The organism is Phycisphaerales bacterium AB-hyl4, from assembly GCA_041821185.1.
Taxonomy (GTDB): Bacteria; Planctomycetota; Phycisphaerae; order Phycisphaerales; family Phycisphaeraceae; genus Natronomicrosphaera; species Natronomicrosphaera hydrolytica.
In genome coordinates, this window is sequence record JBGUBD010000021.1 from 1 (window position 1) to 15821 (window position 15821).

Annotated in this window: 12 protein-coding genes; 10 read left to right on the forward strand and 2 right to left on the reverse strand. The window is 62.7% G+C overall.

Annotated elements, in window-relative coordinates; genetic code table 11:
- Window positions 1–153 precede the first annotated feature (153 nt).
- The gene (nth, locus tag ACERK3_19215) at window positions 154–825 is read right to left on the reverse strand and encodes an endonuclease III (protein MFA9480404.1); all 672 of its coding nucleotides are present in this window, start codon (window positions 823–825) and stop codon (window positions 154–156) included.
- A gap of 70 nt (window positions 826–895) precedes the next feature.
- The gene (locus ACERK3_19220) at window positions 896–1552 is read right to left on the reverse strand and encodes a DUF4149 domain-containing protein (GenBank protein ID MFA9480405.1); all 657 of its coding nucleotides are present in this window, start codon (window positions 1550–1552) and stop codon (window positions 896–898) included.
- Window positions 1553–1718: 166 nt separating this feature from the next.
- On the opposite strand from ACERK3_19220, the gene ACERK3_19225 reads away from it, so the two are divergent.
- The 10 genes from ACERK3_19225 (at window position 1719) to ACERK3_19270 (ending at window position 15729) form a co-directional block, all read left to right on the forward strand.
- Window positions 1719–2162 (forward strand): Rrf2 family transcriptional regulator, encoded by a 444-nt coding sequence (locus ACERK3_19225; protein ID MFA9480406.1) that lies wholly within the window; start codon window positions 1719–1721, stop codon window positions 2160–2162.
- Window positions 2163–2301: 139 nt separating this feature from the next.
- The gene (gene erpA, locus ACERK3_19230; GenBank protein MFA9480407.1) at window positions 2302–2634 is read left to right on the forward strand and encodes an iron-sulfur cluster insertion protein ErpA; all 333 of its coding nucleotides are present in this window, start codon (window positions 2302–2304) and stop codon (window positions 2632–2634) included.
- 138 nt (window positions 2635–2772) lie between these two features.
- Window positions 2773–3414, forward strand: a complete 642-nt coding sequence (locus tag ACERK3_19235; GenBank protein MFA9480408.1) for an SAM-dependent methyltransferase — start codon at window positions 2773–2775, stop codon at window positions 3412–3414.
- A 365-nt stretch (window positions 3415–3779) separates the two neighbouring features.
- Window positions 3780–4685 carry a hypothetical protein gene (locus ACERK3_19240; protein ID MFA9480409.1) on the forward strand — a complete coding sequence of 302 codons (906 nt, stop codon included), beginning with the start codon at window positions 3780–3782 and terminating at the stop codon, window positions 4683–4685.
- Complete coding sequence (locus tag ACERK3_19245) at window positions 4682–5101, forward strand: PqqD family protein (GenBank protein MFA9480410.1); 420 nt, start codon at window positions 4682–4684, stop codon at window positions 5099–5101. Before ACERK3_19240 ends, ACERK3_19245 begins: the two co-directional genes overlap by 4 nt.
- Before the next feature lie 44 nt (window positions 5102–5145).
- The gene (locus tag ACERK3_19250) at window positions 5146–6618 is read left to right on the forward strand and encodes an ABC transporter permease (GenBank protein MFA9480411.1); all 1473 of its coding nucleotides are present in this window, start codon (window positions 5146–5148) and stop codon (window positions 6616–6618) included.
- A 100-nt stretch (window positions 6619–6718) separates the two neighbouring features.
- A complete protein-coding gene (locus tag ACERK3_19255; GenBank protein ID MFA9480412.1) occupies window positions 6719–7513 on the forward strand; it encodes an ABC transporter ATP-binding protein in 795 nt (264 codons plus the stop codon).
- A 53-nt stretch (window positions 7514–7566) separates the two neighbouring features.
- Window positions 7567–12603, forward strand: a complete 5037-nt coding sequence (locus ACERK3_19260; GenBank protein ID MFA9480413.1) for an FtsX-like permease family protein — start codon at window positions 7567–7569, stop codon at window positions 12601–12603.
- Window positions 12604–12692: 89 nt separating this feature from the next.
- Window positions 12693–14858, forward strand: coding sequence for a peptide transporter (locus ACERK3_19265; GenBank protein ID MFA9480414.1), 2166 nt, complete (start codon window positions 12693–12695; stop codon window positions 14856–14858).
- 88 nt (window positions 14859–14946) lie between these two features.
- Window positions 14947–15729 carry an ABC transporter ATP-binding protein gene (locus ACERK3_19270; GenBank protein MFA9480415.1) on the forward strand — a complete coding sequence of 261 codons (783 nt, stop codon included), beginning with the start codon at window positions 14947–14949 and terminating at the stop codon, window positions 15727–15729.
- The last annotated feature ends 92 nt before the right edge of the window (window positions 15730–15821 follow it).

The following is a 15821-nucleotide window of genomic DNA, read 5'->3' on the forward strand; positions in this document are numbered from 1 at the left end:
GTTCGTTTCGCGCAAGGTTATAGCGGCCGTGCCTTGGTGGGGCGCGGCGTATGGTTTACATCGGTTGATTCGGGTTGCGGCTGGAGTGGGTTGTACGGTTGGGCAGGCCTTGCGGATTGGCTTTACGCGGGTGCGGGGGGGGGGGGTGGCGGGTCAGGTGGGGACGCCGATTTGAGGGCAGTCTTTGAGGAGCGGGCATGATTCGCATTTGGGTTTTCGGGCTTTGCAGATCGCGCGGCCGTGGAAGATGAGCAGGTGGCTGAGCATGGTCCAGTTTTTTCGGGGGAAGAGAGGCATGAGGTCGCGTTCGATTTTTTTCGCGTCTTTGTGTGTGGTGAAGCCGAGGCGGTTGCTCAGGCGGGTGACGTGTGTGTCAACGACGACGCCGACGTTTTGGTTGAAGGCGTTGCCGAGGACGACGTTGGCGGTCTTGCGGGCGACGCCGGGGAGTTTGAGCAGTTCGTCCATGGTGTCGGGCACTTCGCCGGCGTGGTGGTCGACGATGGTTTGGGCGGCGCCACGGATGGACTTGGCTTTGTTGCGATAGAAGCCGGTGGAGCGGATGAGCTTTTCAACGTCGGCCGGCTTGGATGCGGCGAGCGCGGCGGGGGTGGGGTACTTTTCAAAAAGTGCGGGGGTGGTCATGTTCACCCGCTCGTCTGTGCATTGGGCGGAGAGGATGGTGGCGACGAGCAGTTCGAAGGCGTTGCGATGCTTCAGGGCGCAGGTGGCGTGGGGATAGGTTTTTTCGAGCTTGCGGTAGACGCGGCCCGCGCGGCGTTTTTCGGCGAGAGGGATGGGGGTTGGTGCGGGGGGCGTTTTCATTTGGGGTGGTTTTAGGTGGTGGTGCCCCACGGATTCGCTGCGCTATATCCGTGGGCTTTATGGGGGAAGGTTATTCGTAGTCGGTGGCGTTTTTTCGTTGGTCGGGGGGCAAGGGGCGTTCGATGAGGGCAGGGGCGGGGGTGACGCGGAAGGCGAAGGGGGAAATGAGCACAGCGACGGCGAGCATGAGAGCAGCGCCGCCGGTGGTGCGCTCGCTGAGGCGGTGGTGGTGGTCGAAGATGAGACGGGCCTCGATGCGCTGGGTTTCGGTGCGGGCGGGATCGTACATGGCTTCGCGGGACTGCCAGACGTTGGGGTTGATCCAGAAGACGTTGAGCAGGAGGACGAGGGCGGGGCCGACGACGAGCAGGGTTCGCAGGAGGTTGGCGCGCGATCGGCCGGCGTTTGCGAGGCGGCGGCGGAAGAGGGTGGTTTGGAGGAGGAGGCAGGCGATGGCGACGAGGGCGCAGATGGCCTGGAGCCAGGTGAGGCCTTGGATGATCTGGCCGACGACCTCGCCGGCAAAGATGCGTGGCGCGTCGGCAGCGTGGTCGGGCTCGACGCCCGCGGCATGCAGGAGACCGGTCTGGAGCACGAAAGCATGCTCTTCGAGGGTACGGAAGGTGATGGCGGCGGCGATCGCGAGCATGACCAGCGCGCCGAACCATGTGCCCAGGGCGAGATAGTAGAGGCCTTGCGTGAATCGAAACGCGGCAGGGCGTTCCATAGCGGACTCCTTAACGTGGGCGGGACGGACGCCGAGGGCATTCTAGGGGATGGTGGCTGCTGCGGGGCGGCAGATGGGTGGTGTGAGTTGAAACCGTACCAATTCGGTCCTAATATTGGCAGCATGTCCGCCGGCCGAGTGCTATGCGGGCGGGAAGGCAGGCTGCATGCTGAGTCTGACGCGAAAAGCGGATTATGCATTGATCGCGGCGGTGTATCTGGCGCGTCAGCGGGCGAGCGACGCTGGCCCGGTCAGTGCGCGGGAGATCGGCGAGGCGTTTGACCTGCCGGTGCCTGTCCTGATGAACGTGCTGAAGCAGTTGGCGTCGGCGGGGCTGTTGCGGTCGACGCGTGGCTCGGGCGGGGGGTATGAGCTGGCGGCGGAGCCGACGGCGGTGAGCCTGCTGGATGTGGTGGGAGCGGTCGCGGAGGGTGACGTCGATGCTGGTGAGCCGACTGAGGCCGATGCGCCTGTTGCGGGCGAGACGGTCGTCGGGGCGTTGCGAAAGCGGTTGGACGGTTTTTTTCAGCGGATGACGCTGGCGGAACTGTTGCGGGACAGCGATAGCGGCGCGGGCGAGACGATCGTGCCGCTGCGCGGACTGGACTGATTCGTGGGCGGTTGCCGACGAGGTGATTGTTCGCCTGACGGTACAGAGCCTACAATGGTGCCACGGCTGCCCGCTGAAGCGGGTAGCCGATCGATTGACGATACACACACGCAGTACTTTAGAAGACGGAGCCTTTACGATGGCCATCAAGCTGACTGAATCGGCAGCGCGGGAAATTAAGACGATTATCGAACAGCAGGAGCTGGATGCAGAAACGATCTGCCTTCGCGTGGGCGTGAAGGGCGGGGGCTGCTCGGGTTTTTCGTATCTGCTGGACCTGACTGAGCAGAGCCGTGAGAACGACGAGCAGTTTAAAGAGGGTGGCATTACGGTGGTCTGCGACCCCAAGAGCTACCTTTATCTCAATGGCACGACCATCGATTTCAAGGACGAGGTGATGGGGCGTGGCTTCGTGTTTAACAACCCGAATGCAACGAGCTCGTGTGGTTGTGGCAGCTCGTTCAGTGCGTAAAATCGAATTTTTGATTTGCGACTTTTGATTGGCGATCGTGTCGGCACGAGTGTGCTGCATGAGGGCCGGTTGAGAGTTGCATGTTCGACAAGCAGCCCGGGCGTCGTGCCCGGGCTTTTGCTTGCGCGGGGAGCGGTGATGGCGGACGAAACGTGCCCGTACGTGTCGCGCGGCGGGTTGAAGCTGGCGGCGGCGCTGGATGCCTTCGGCATTGATCCGACGGGGTATGTGTGTGCGGACCTGGGCTGCTCGACGGGTGGATTTACGGATTGCCTGCTGCAGCGAGGGGCGGCGCGGGTGTACGCGGTGGATACGGCCTACGGCGAACTTGCCTGGAAACTGCGGCAGGATGAGCGGGTGGATGTGCGCGAGCGGACGAACGCGCTGCACTTCGACCCGTGGGCCGAGGTAGCGGGTTTTCAGGGGTGTGACCTGGTGGTGCTGGACCTTGGGTGGACGGTGCAGGCACGAGCGGTGCCGGCGGCGATGCGGTGGTTGCGTCGTGAGGCGGATGCGAATGCCACGGGTGAGATTGTGAGTTTGATCAAGCCGCACTACGAGGCGAGTGGACAGGCGATGGGCTCGCGTGGCGGGGGGCGGGGGGGCCGTGGCGGCGTGCTGGACGAAGCGGCGGCGGAGCGGGTGCTGGGCGAAGTGCTTGAGGCGATGCCAACAATGGGTGTGCGGTCGCGGGGGCATGTCATGTCGCCGATTCGCGGGGGTAAGGGGGGCAACATTGAATACCTGGCCTACCTGGAACTTGTGGGGAGAGATTCGTGATCGCTAATTGCTGATTGCCAATTGTTGCACATCGCAACGCTTTGCTGTGCGTGGTTTGGTTTGGGGGGGAGGCGGGGTGGTGCGGGTAGACGACTGCAGGCAAATCGGTTAAACATTTATCTCGTCAGCTTTCGATTCCGGCGGCGTGTTGTATCGCAGCTTTCGTGCGTTTCCGGAGTTTACGACAAGCAAGCGGCGACGGCATCGAGATCTGCCATGATGCACTGGTTGCGGGCACGCGAAGGCCGGGCGGTTTGTATTGAGGGTTAGGTGATTCGTGGCCCGTGGTGCGGTGGCATGTAGCTGTTTGTCGGCCCCGGTACTCGCGTGCGTTGGCAGCCGAAGTCTGGTCCGGTAATTTCTGAGTGAATGTGAAACTGGCAGAGAAGCAACAGATTGTCGAGTGGATGGGCGTGCGGTTGCTGCTGCCGGCGTCCTGGCAGGTCGTTCGCCACAGCTTGGGTTTGGCCAAGGGCAGTCTGGCGTTGGTGGATCGTCGTCGGCAGCGTTTGCAGGTGATCTGGAGCGACTGGCCGACGAAGCCGGATGTGAATCATTTGATCGCCGACTATCGGTCGCAGCAGACGGATCGGGATTCGAACGCGGTGTTTGAGTCATTGGACCTGCCTGAGCCTTGGCAGGGCGTGGGACGGCATGTGGACAAGGGTGGTATGCTCGTACGAGCCGCGCGTTTTGATCCGTTGACGTATCGACTGATCGAGACGGCGATGCTGGTTGATCGGGAAGATCCAGCAGAGCGTTTGTTGGTCAGCGAGGTGCTGGGGAATCTGGAGGTGGTCTGTCGGCCGGAGGACGCTCAGCAGTGGCAGGCGTTTGACGTGAATCTGACCACGCCGAGCGGGTATCGGCTTCGTCAGGCGACGGTGAAGCCGATGAACGTGAGTCTGCGTTTCATGGGTTACGACGTGGAGCGGGACCGATACGATCGCCGGGAGTCGCGGGTTCGGCGGATGGCGATGGCGCAGGCGTGGTACAAAGGTGCGGAGCGGATGTTGCAGACCGCCGACCTGAATCTGGTGTTTGACCATCGTCCGATGCAACTGGGCCGACATGCCGCGACGCTTTCGACGTCGGATGAGGTCGGCACGCGTTGGGAGCGGCTGACGGGAAAGCTGCGTCGTCGGCGGGATCTGGTGTGGCATTGCGACCGAGAGGACGCGGTGTACCAGGTGACGACGTTCAGTCCGCAGCGGGCGGACGTGGATCCGGAAGACTTTACGGTGTCATGCTGTCGGGAGATCACGCCATGAGTCAGCGTCCGCCGCGGATGACCAACGAAATGTTGCTGGACGCGATCCCGGTGGTGAACCAGGCGGTTAAGGCGCGGCAGCATGGCAAGGCGATGGAACTGATCGTGCCGCTTCGTCAGACATGGTGGATGGGGCCGCCGTTAAGTTGGGTATTTCCATTTCGGGAAGAGCGACGAATCGCGCTGGATGCGGTGGGGCAGGAGGTCTGGCGATCGTGTAATGGTCGGCGGACGACGGAGCAGATCATCGAACGTTTCGCAAACAAGTACAATGTGCGTTTCCATGATGCACGGCTGGCTGTGACGCAATTTCTACGGTCGCTGCTGGAGCGGAATCTGGTCGCGCTGGTGTTGCCTGAGCAAGACAGCGGGCAGCCGTCGGCGGGCCCGGGCCAGGTCACAGCGTCTGACAATTGATCGCTGAGTTGTAATTTCAGAGCCCCGTTCTCGGAGGTTGTTTCTTGAAGCCGATTGAAGCTCGCAACCAGGTGAAACTCGGTGCCGTGCGGTGCCTGCAACTGGCGTTGTCAGGGATGTCGTACCGGTTGTTTCGCTCGCTGGTGACGGTATCGATTCTAGCGCTGGCGGTGGCGTTCCTGGTACACATGCTTGCGTATGGCATTATTGGTCACGAGACGGAACGGGACGCTTACGACGAGTTGCGACAGAGTCGGCAGCTAGGCGAGCGGATCACCCGTCTCGCGGCGATGGATAGCCGACAGGCAGCGGAGCGGGGGCTCGCAGGTGACAATGCGGATCGGCACGCGGAGTATCAGCGGTGGGCGTCGTTGTCCGCTGAGGAGTTGGACCGGGCACGCGAGGTTGCCCGGCAGATTCGTGCGACGAACCAGCATTTCATGGACATGCCGTTGACGCAGCGATTGCCGTTGATCGGCGACGTCGAGCCCCGAGGTCTGCTGGATCGCCTGCGTGACGAAGATCGCTTCGATCGTTTCGTGGCACGGATCGAGGAGCTTCGCGTATCGCCGCCGCTGGGTGATGTGCGGGCCTTTGCCGAGTTGGTTCGCGAAGGTCGGCCGTGGCTGTTGGGGGTGATCGAGCGGCTGCAAGCGGGGCACGTCGAGGCGATTGAGGCAGTGCGCGAAGCGTATCCGCAGCGTTCGCCGCGCGAGTTGTTCGCCGACCCGCCGGATGATTTTGTGGAGGTGTTGCAGGGGGCGGGCTTCGCGGTTGATTATGAGCGGCTTGCGGAGATTCGCACGTTCGCTCAGCAGATGGACGACATCGAGCAGATCACGTCCCGGATTACCGACAGCACGGTTCGCGCCGCGGTGGCGCGGCAGACCAACGAAGCGCCGACCGAGGTGAGCTTCGATAGTCTCATGCAGTATCTCAGCAGCCAGCGGCGGGCCGACTGGTTCGCCGGCGTGCTTGCCGAGGCGGGCGCACCGGCTCGGCTGTCGGGTGATCGTGTGCTTGAGTTGAGCAACGAGTACCGCCGGGAGCGTCAGCTCGAGCGCATCGTGGGTGAGGAAGCGCCGGAGGACTCAGGCGTGTTGTTCGGTTTGCCGCCGCGGACGCTGTATCTGATTTCGCTGTCTTTTATGGTTTGTGTGGTCGGCGTTGCCAATGCGATGTTGATGTCAGTCACGGAACGCTTCACCGAAATCGCGACCATGAAGTGCCTCGGCGCGATGGACGGTTTCGTGATGAAGATGTTTGTCTTCGAAGCGGTTATCCAGGGGCTCGTCGGCGGATTGGTGGGTGTGGTGCTTGGCATCCTGCTCGCGGCGCTGCGCGGATTGGCGGAATACGGCCTGCTGGTGACCAGCGGGTTCGCGGTGTTGACCGATGTGGCGATGGCGACACTGCTGGCGTTGAGTGTGGGTATCGGGTTGGCGGCGGTGGCGGCGATCGGCCCGTCGTGGGTCGCGGCGCGGCTGGCGCCGATGGAAGCGATGCGGGTGGAGTAGTGTGCCGGATTTCGAATTTGGAATTTCGGATTTGGTGTTTCGAGTTGTGATCGAGGCGTGAGTCAGTAGTCGCGGTGTGTTTGCGAAAGGCAGGAATCCGATGACGGCGGAAAGCCCTCCGGCAAATTCGAAATCCGAACCCCCCAATCCGAAATCGGATAAAAAGGCCGTCATCATCCGCACGCTCGATCTTGAGAAGCGGTACGGCGAAGGGGAAGCGGCGACGTACGCATTGCGTGGGGTGGACTCAACGATTCATCGCAGCGAGTTCATCGCTGTCATGGGCCCGTCGGGATCGGGCAAGAGCACGTACTTCAACATGATCGGCGCGTTGGACTCGCCTTCGAAGGGGCGCATCCTCATCGACGAGGTGGACGTCGCGCAACTCTCGGCGACGGAACTCGCGTTCCTGCGCTGTCGCAAGATCGGCTACATCTTCCAGCAGTACAACCTGATCCGCTACATGACCGCCCTGGAGAACGTCACGGTGCCGATGGCCTTCGCGGGCGTGACGCCGGAGGATGCGCGGGCGCGGGGGATGGAGTTGCTGGGGCTGGTCGGCCTGGCCGACCGGTGGGACCATCGGCCGATCGAGATGTCCGGCGGCCAGCAGCAGCGCGTAGCCATTGCCCGGTCCATGTGTAACAAGCCACGCATCCTGCTGGCGGACGAACCCACCGCCAACCTCGACCTGAAAACGGGGCAGGCAATTCTCGAGATTCTTCAGAAGATCAACAAGGAGCGCGGCGTCACCGTCGTCTGCTCGACCCACGATCACCGGCTGCTGAACATCTGCGACCGCATTATGTGGATTCGCGACGGCCGAGTTGAGCGCGTGGAAGAACGCAAGGACCTGACCATCAAGCTCGGCCGTATCGGAGGCGAAGACGAATGAGTTGTATCCACACCCGATCTGACCGAGTTCGAGATTCGAAATCGTACGTCTCATTGCTCCTTGCCTGGCTGTTGGTGGCGTTGTTGCCGGTGGCTGGCGTGCACGCCGACCAGTTTCAGGCCGACCTTGAAGCGCTGACGCAGCACCCGCATCGACTCTCCGGCACGGAGGAAGGTCGCGCGGCGGCGACGTATATCGAACAGCGGCTGGCGCAGATCGGCATTGAGCAGGTGCTGCCGTTGGAGATGCCGGTCTGGCAGACGCAGGTCGAGCATTGCGAGCTGATCGTCGGTGGTCAGCGTGTGCCGCTTTCACCCATCCGCCCGAACATCATCGCGAACCCTGTTACGCCCGCGGAAGGGCTCAGCGGGCGCGTGATGTATGTGGGCGATGGTGAGATTGGCAGTTACGGCACGCGCTCGCCGGACGGGGCGATCGTCGTGCTCGATTATGGGAGCCATGACAACTGGGCGGTAGCGTTCGCGCTGGGCGCGCAGGCGGTGATCTTTCTCGATCACGGCGATGGTGCGACGCCGATCCAGCCTAAGCATACCGGCCTGCCTGCCAACTTCGTTCGGTTGTACGCCCACGTTGACGACCTGGCCGAGGTGGGCATCGACCTGACGGCGGACCACGACGAGGCGGTGGTGCACAGCCATGTGACGTGGCAGCGCCAACTCGGGCGGAACATCATCGCCCGCATCCCCGGCACGGACCCGGGCTTCATCGCCGGCCGGAATGATGACGAAGCGATCGTGCTCGCGGTGCACTACGACAGCTTTGGTGTCGTGCCGACGCGCAGCCCGGCGGCGCGGTCGGCGGCGAACATTGCAGCGTTGCTGGAAGCGGCTGAAGGTCTGGTCAACGATCCGCCGCGGCGCGATGTGATCCTGATGTTCCTGGATAACCAGGCTCGCTATCACCAGGGCGCTCGCGAGGTCTATACCGCGCTGACGATCACTGACCGAGAGCACACGAACCTGAACCAGCAGCACTTGGACGAGCAACGGTTCGTACGGGCGATGGCGTCACGGCTGGATGAGGAGGGGTTGCAGTTCACGCCGACGGGTTCGGAAGGTCATCGGCTGTCGCAGGCGTTGCAGGATGAGGCGAACTTTGCGCGGGTCGACATTGTTCACGAACTGCGGCAGTTGCGGCTGAAAGCTCGGCCGATGCAGGCCGAGTTGGAGGCGATGGGCGTTGATCCGGAAACGGACGAGCCAGTGGACAACCCGCGGGCGCAGGCGTTGCTCGACCAGGTTCAGCCGTTGCTTGAGCAGGTGGAACAGTTGCACGTGGCATCACTGCGATGGGACGAAATTCGGCGGGCGTTGCACCGCAATGCACTGGCAGCGTTTGCCGCCGATCAGCAGGCGTACGCGGCGGGGCGTTTCGAGTCGGACGAGGCCCAGCGCTGGAACACAGAGCAGCGGCAACATGCCCAGGCCGAAGCCCAGCTTTTCGTTGAAATTTTCGATCGGCTGCAAGCGCGAGCAAGCGGACGGTTCGAGCGTCGGTTAACGGAGCTTGTCACGCTGATTCGGATTGACGAGCAGCGGGATGCGATTCGTTCGGCGCTGGCGGATCCGTGGATCGTGGCGCATGTCAGTTATGACTTGGCCGACGGCAGCGGCGTGTGGGGGCCGGTGGTGGGAGACTGGACGACGCGCCTGCATCGTCACACGGCACCGAGCGCTTCGGCGGACAACCCGGGCTACTACGGCCGAGTGCTCGCCGCGCTGCGTGATGCACGCGATCGGTTGGACCAGCCCATCGCGGTGGATGATCGACTGATGCGCGACCCGACGCTGGGCATGAGCTTCGCGCCGCGGCCGTTCGTTCATAGCGGTGCGATCGCCGGCATTCACCGCATCTACAACTTTTCAATGATGACCGGGCACGACGGCCGACTGCGTGACGGCCACCCGGCCGACACGGTTGATGCGCTGGACTGGGCACGGCTGCGCGGGCAGGCGACCGAAGCGACCGCACTGCTGCATGCCGCCGCCAACCGTGAAGCGATTTCGCTGTCCCGCGTGTTTCGCTCGGAATATCGTCTCAAGCTGCCGGGGTGGAGCAACGGTCGGCCGACGGGCGATTATGCCCGGCTGCAAGTGGTCGGCGGTCTGGCGGAAGACCGACCGGCGAGCGGGGCGATGCTGGCGATCTGGCCCAGCGCGGCCGCGACCGGAGCCGCGTCGTGGACCAGCATGGCCGAGGCCATGGCCGTACCGTCGTTCGAGCCGGTGATGTATGAAGCGACGGATGAGAACGGGCGGTTTCGGCTGGTGACTGCTCGCAACGATCAGTTTACAAGTCTCCTGGCGCTGGGCGCGACGTTCGACGAGCAAGGCAAGATGCGGGCCGTGTCGTCGATGGCGAGTCTGCTCCAGGATGCCAGCGCGACGATGCAGGTGACGATGTTCCTCGGCCGGGGGTACGCAATTTCGGAGTTCGGCGGGTTTCGCATCCGCCCGCAGCAGCTTCACGTGCTCAAGGCGAGTACGGACGCGGCGCTGCGCGACATTCAGAGCCTGTGGGGGCAACTCGCCCCACACACGTTCTTCTTTGTGGCGGACCAGGAGTTCGACGACCGGATCAAACTTTTTCAACCGTTGGGCCCGGTTGTGCTGGGGATCGACGATGACAACGATAGCGGCGTAGGACTTTCCGCATCGGGATTTTTCCAACGGCCGGTCTGGTTGAGCCCGCGGCGGACCACGGACCTGGAGATGCTCAATGAGTATCGTCTGCGGCAATTGCGTGACCGTGGCGTGACACAGGCGGACCTTGAGTCGTTGCAGGCCGCCGGCACGCGAGCCCGCGACCGGGCAGAGCAGGCCGAGTCTGTACGCGAACGCGAAGCGGCGCATCAGCAGGCAGCGGCTCTGTTCCAGAAGGTATATACCCCGTTACGCCAGGCGATGGACGACCTGGTGCACGCGATTGTCATGCTGCTGTTGCTGGCGATTCCCTTCGCGTTCGCGATGGAACGTCTGCTGGTGTGCGCGACCAGCGTCTACGGGCGGATCAGCGGGTTTACGGTGATCTTTCTGGTGACATTCGGCATGCTGTATTTCATGCACCCGGGTTTCGCTATCGCTGCGACGCCGGTCATCATCTTTCTTGCCTTTGCGATCATCCTGCTTTCGAGCATCGTGATTTACATTCTGGTGCGCAAGTTCCGCCTGGAACTCAAAGCGATTCAAGGCCATCGCGTCGGCCTGCATGATGTGGAAGTGTCGCGGATGGGCACGATGCTTGCCGCGGTGGGCATGGGCATGAGCACGATGCGCCGCCGCCCGACGCGAACGTTCCTGACCGCGGTCACGGTGGTGATGCTCACGTTCACGATCCTCGGCTTCGCCAGCTTCAGCCGGACGGTCGGCGTGCGAACCGTTTACCAGGGGCCGGTTGGCGAAACCATGCCCGCCGGCGTACTGATGCGCCATCTCGACTACTCCGAACTGCCGCGCGGCACGCTTCGTCTGATGGCGGGGCAGACGGGCGAGACCGGCTACGCCGCAGGCCACTGGTGGCGAATGCGCTCGGATGGCAGCGGCGCCACGCTTCAAATCGCCCGGCCGCGGGATGGCGAAGCGCTGAGTCTCAGTGCCATCATGGGCCTGTCGCTGGAAGAGCTGGACCGTTGGCCCGCGCTGGCGGCGGTGTTCGGCGATGACGCGGACATGGACGAAGTCAAGTCGAACCTCGCCAACGGCGGCGTGTACCTGCCGCGCGTTTACGAGGAACTGCTCGACCTGGAGGTGGGCGATACCGTTCTGGTTGATGGTGAACGTGTGCGGTTTGCCGGCGCGTTCCAGGGCGCTACGCTGCAACGGCTGCGACATCTCGATGGGCACTCCGTCCTGCCAGTGGATTTTCAGGATACCGCCGCAGCCATGGGCGCGGAGGAAGCGGAAGAAGAAGAGCTGATCATGGCTGACGAAGTCGACCGCGACTTCGTGCATCTCAGTGCCGATCAGGTCGCCATTGCCGCCGACCGGACGGTGCGGCGCATGGGTGGCGAACTGCACATGGTCACCCTCTACCCCGACGAGCAGGATGACACGCTCGCGAAGGGGCGCGAGCTTGCGCAGATGCTGGTGATGCCCGTCTGGGCGGCGGGGCCTGACGGCGTGGAACGCATGATCCTCACTGTGCTCACGGAAGTCACCGGCGGCATCGCGCTGCTCGTGCCCGTGCTGCTGGGCGGGCTGATCATCTTCGGCACGCTGCTTGGCTCGATCAGCGACCGCGAGAAGGAAATCTACACCTTCAGCGCGCTGGGCCTTTCGCCGCAGCACGTGGGCGTGTTGTTCTTCGCGGAAGCAGCGGTGTACGCCGTGGTCGGCGGGATGGGCGGACAGCTGCTCGCGCAGGTGGTGGCGCTCGTGCTCGGTTGGCTGCATAACGCGGGCATCATCACGATGACCGAGTCCATCAATTATTCTTCAACCAACGCGATGTTCGCCATCGGCGTGGTGATGGCGACCGTGCTGATCTCGGCGATCTATCCTGCCATGCGTGCGAGCAAGAGCGCCAACCCCGGCCTCGCCCGTGCGTGGCGGATGCCTCAGCCCGAGGGCGATCATCTGCACCTGGTGTTCCCCTTCACCGTGTCGGCCTATGACATCACGGGCGTCGTCAGCTTTCTGGCGGAGCACTTCCGACGACACGACGACGCGGGCCTGGGCAGCTTTGCGGCGAGCAACGTATCCATCGGCCGAGATGCCGATGGCAACCTGCAACTGTCCGCCGAACTGGCGCTGGCGCCGTTCGATCTGGGTGTGACGCAGCACATGAAGCTGGCTGCCAAGCCCTCGGACATCGAGGGCGTGGACGAGGTCGCCATTGACGCCGACCGCCTCAGCGGGGCGCGCGGCGACTGGATTCGCGCCAATCGAGTGTTCATGGCGGACCTTCGCAAGCAGTTCCTGCTCTGGCGTACGTTGAGCAACGAAATGATCGAGCAGTACCGGATGCAGACGATGACGGCGTTGGAAGATGTCGACGCCGAGGCGGTCGCGCAGCGTGAAGAAGCGTCTTCCGCGGGATCGCAGTCGGGGCAAGGTTCGCCTTTGATGTAGCTTCTCGTTTTGCTCGCGTATGCGGGTGACGCGATGTTGTTTTCGATTCATGACCTGTCGGTTAAAGCAATCCCTGAACGGACGGTGGAATGAGCAAGCAGGCCAAGCCGAAACGAGTAGACCGCGAGCTGGAAGAGTTTCGCTCGCTGATGACGCCGCCCTCGAAGTTCGAGGACGGGTTTACATGGGCGGCGTTCTTCGGCGCGATCTTCGTCGCGCTGCTGATGGTGCCCGGCGCGATCTACATGACGCTGATCGCCGGCGTGGGTACGGTGAGCACCGCTGCGCAGTGGGTGACGGTCATCCTCTTCATCGAGGTGGCCCGGCGCGCCAACAAGTCGCTGCGCAAGGCCGAGATTTTCACGCTCTTCTATCTGTCCGGCGGGGTGATGGCTGCCGCGTCGGCCGTGCAGGGCGGGTTCCACGGCGGCATGCACGCCATCTGGTCGCAGTTCTACGTGCAGTCCAGCGCCGCAGCGGCAGCGGGCATCACCGAGCATATTCCCGACTGGGTCGCGCCCAGCGACCCGGAGGTGCTCGATCAGCGGAACATGCTGATGTGGGAATGGTTGCCCGCGCTCGGGCTGGTCTCGTTCACCATGCTCATCGGCCGAATCGACAACATGGTGCTCGGCTACGGGCTGTTTCGCCTGACAAGCGACCTGGAAAAATTGCCCTTCCCCATGGCGCCGGTGCAGGCGCAGGGGATCATGGCCCTTTCCGAAGAGCAGGAGGAAGAGTCGCGTTCCGTGCAGCTTGACGACACGGAGCATACCGACGAAGACGAAGCCGCAGGCGAGGCCGGCGGCGACGCTGCGGGCAGGTGGCGATGGCGCGTCTTTTCCATCGGGGCGGTTATTGGCCTGGCGTTCGGCCTGGTCTACCTGGGCCTGCCGACCGTCACCGGCGCGCTGCTCGGCGAGCCAATCACCATCATCCCCATCCCGTTCATCGACTACACCGCCGACACCGCCAACCTCCTGCCTGCCGTCGCGGTCGCGCTGGCAATCGACCTTGGACAGGTCATCATGGGCATGGTGCTGCCGTTCTGGGCGATGGTTGGCAGCTTCGTCGGCCTGCTGGTGACGTTCGTGCTCAACCCCGTTCTCTACGCGGGCACTGCGCACTGGCTGCCCGACTGGATTCCCGTGCTGGGCACGTACGACGGCGGCACGCTCACGCAGTGGAGCCCCGGCGACAACATGCAGGAGACGTTCTACAAGAACAACATCGACTTCTACTTCAGCTTCTCGATCGGCATTGGCATGGCGATCGCGGTTGCGGGCATCTGGTCGGTGGCATGGAGTCTGGCACGCATCCGCAAGGAACGGCAGCTTGGCGGCACGGACATGGAAAGCGAACTCTACGCCGTGCCCGAAGGCCGAGGCGATATCCGCACATGGTTCATCTTCCTGACCTACTTCATCGTTACCGCTATGTACATCGGCGTGTCGATGTGGCTGCTGTGGATCACTGATGAGCATGGGCAGGGGTGGCATTGGGGCGTGTTCGCCGTCATGGTTTTCTACTCCATGATTTACACCCCGTTGATCAGTTACGTCACCACACGACTTGAAGGTATCGCCGGCGAGGTGATCAACATCCCCTTCGTTCGCGAGGCGAGTTTCATCCTCTCCGGCTATCACGGCGTGGCGGTCTGGTTCCTCCCCGTGCCGCAGCACAACTACAGCACGATGGCGGTGTTCTACCGCTCATGCGAACTGACGGGCACGAAATTCTGGTCGATCTGGAAGAGCGAAATTCTCCTGACGCCTATCGTGCTCATCGGCTCGCTGGCGTTCGCGCACTTCATCTGGCGGATGGGGCCGATCCCCGGCCCGACGTATCTCTACGCTCAGGAATGGTGGGAAGTGACCGCTGCTCAGCAATCGATCGTCTTCAGCTCCACGCTCGGCGGGTTTACCGAATTCGAGCAGGCGTTCAACACGTCGTACATCCTCTGGGGCTTGGTGATTGGCGGGGCGACGTTCGCCGCGTTTAACTGGATCGGCGCGCCAGTGTTCCTGGTCTACGGCATTGTCCGCGGCCTCGGGCAGACCCTGCCGTTCGCGGTCATCCCCCAGTTCATTGGGGCACTCATCGGCCGATACTACTTCCAGAAAAAGCTCGGGCTGATGTGGCGACAGTACATCCCCGTTGTCGCGGCCGGCTTTTCGTGTGGCATGGGCCTTGTCGCGACGCTGGGCATCGGCTTTACGTTCCTCGCCAAGAGTGTGTTTGAGCTGCCTTATTAATCGCTGATCGCTAATGGCTGATTGCTGATTGAAATCGACGGCAGGCTGATAAGCAATCAGCCATTAAAAATTAGAAATCGGACACTCCATGACCCAACTCGACACCAGCAACCTCAACACCATCAACCGCGGCGATCGGCTGATTACCGTCAACGGCGTGTCGAAGATCTACAACCTCAAGAAGCAGAAGGTCTACGCGCTGAACAACGTCAGCCTCGAGATCTTCCGCTCGGAGTACCTCTCGATCATGGGGCCGTCGGGATCTGGCAAGTCGACACTGTTCAACATCGTCGGCGCACTGGACCGGCCGAGCGAAGGCAACGTGGCCATCGGCCCGCTGGACCTGACGAAGCTTTCATCTCGCCAACTCGCGTTCGTCCGTTGCACGTACATCGGCTATATCTTCCAGGCTTACAATCTCATCCCCTCGCTGACCGCGCTGCGGAACGTCGCGCTGCCGCGCATTTTCACCGGCGAGCCGCCGAAGCAGGCGGAGGAGGCGGCCGCGAAACGTCTGGAACAGGTGGGCCTGGCTCACCGCCTCGACCATCGGCCTGACGAATTGTCCGGTGGCCAACAGCAGCGTGTTGCTATCGCCCGCGCGCTGGTCAACGATCCAACCATCATCCTGGCGGACGAACCGACCGCCAACCTCGACCTGAACACCGGCGGGGAGATCATCACCATCCTCAAGGATCTTTCCTCCAAGGAAGGCGTGACGATCATCACCGCAACGCACGACCACAAGATGCTCGCCAACTCCGATCGCGTGCTCTGGATCAAGGACGGTCAGGTTGACAAGATTCAGACGGCCGACGAACTGGAGATCGAAGAAGGCGACATCTCCGTCGGCGGCGAGTCGATGGAGTAAACCTCAGCCGCGAAGCGAAGCGGAGCGTGCTCCGTGCCTGATCGACATGCGGGCCAGCAGCACGAACCAGGATTAAGATTAAGATTAGGGGC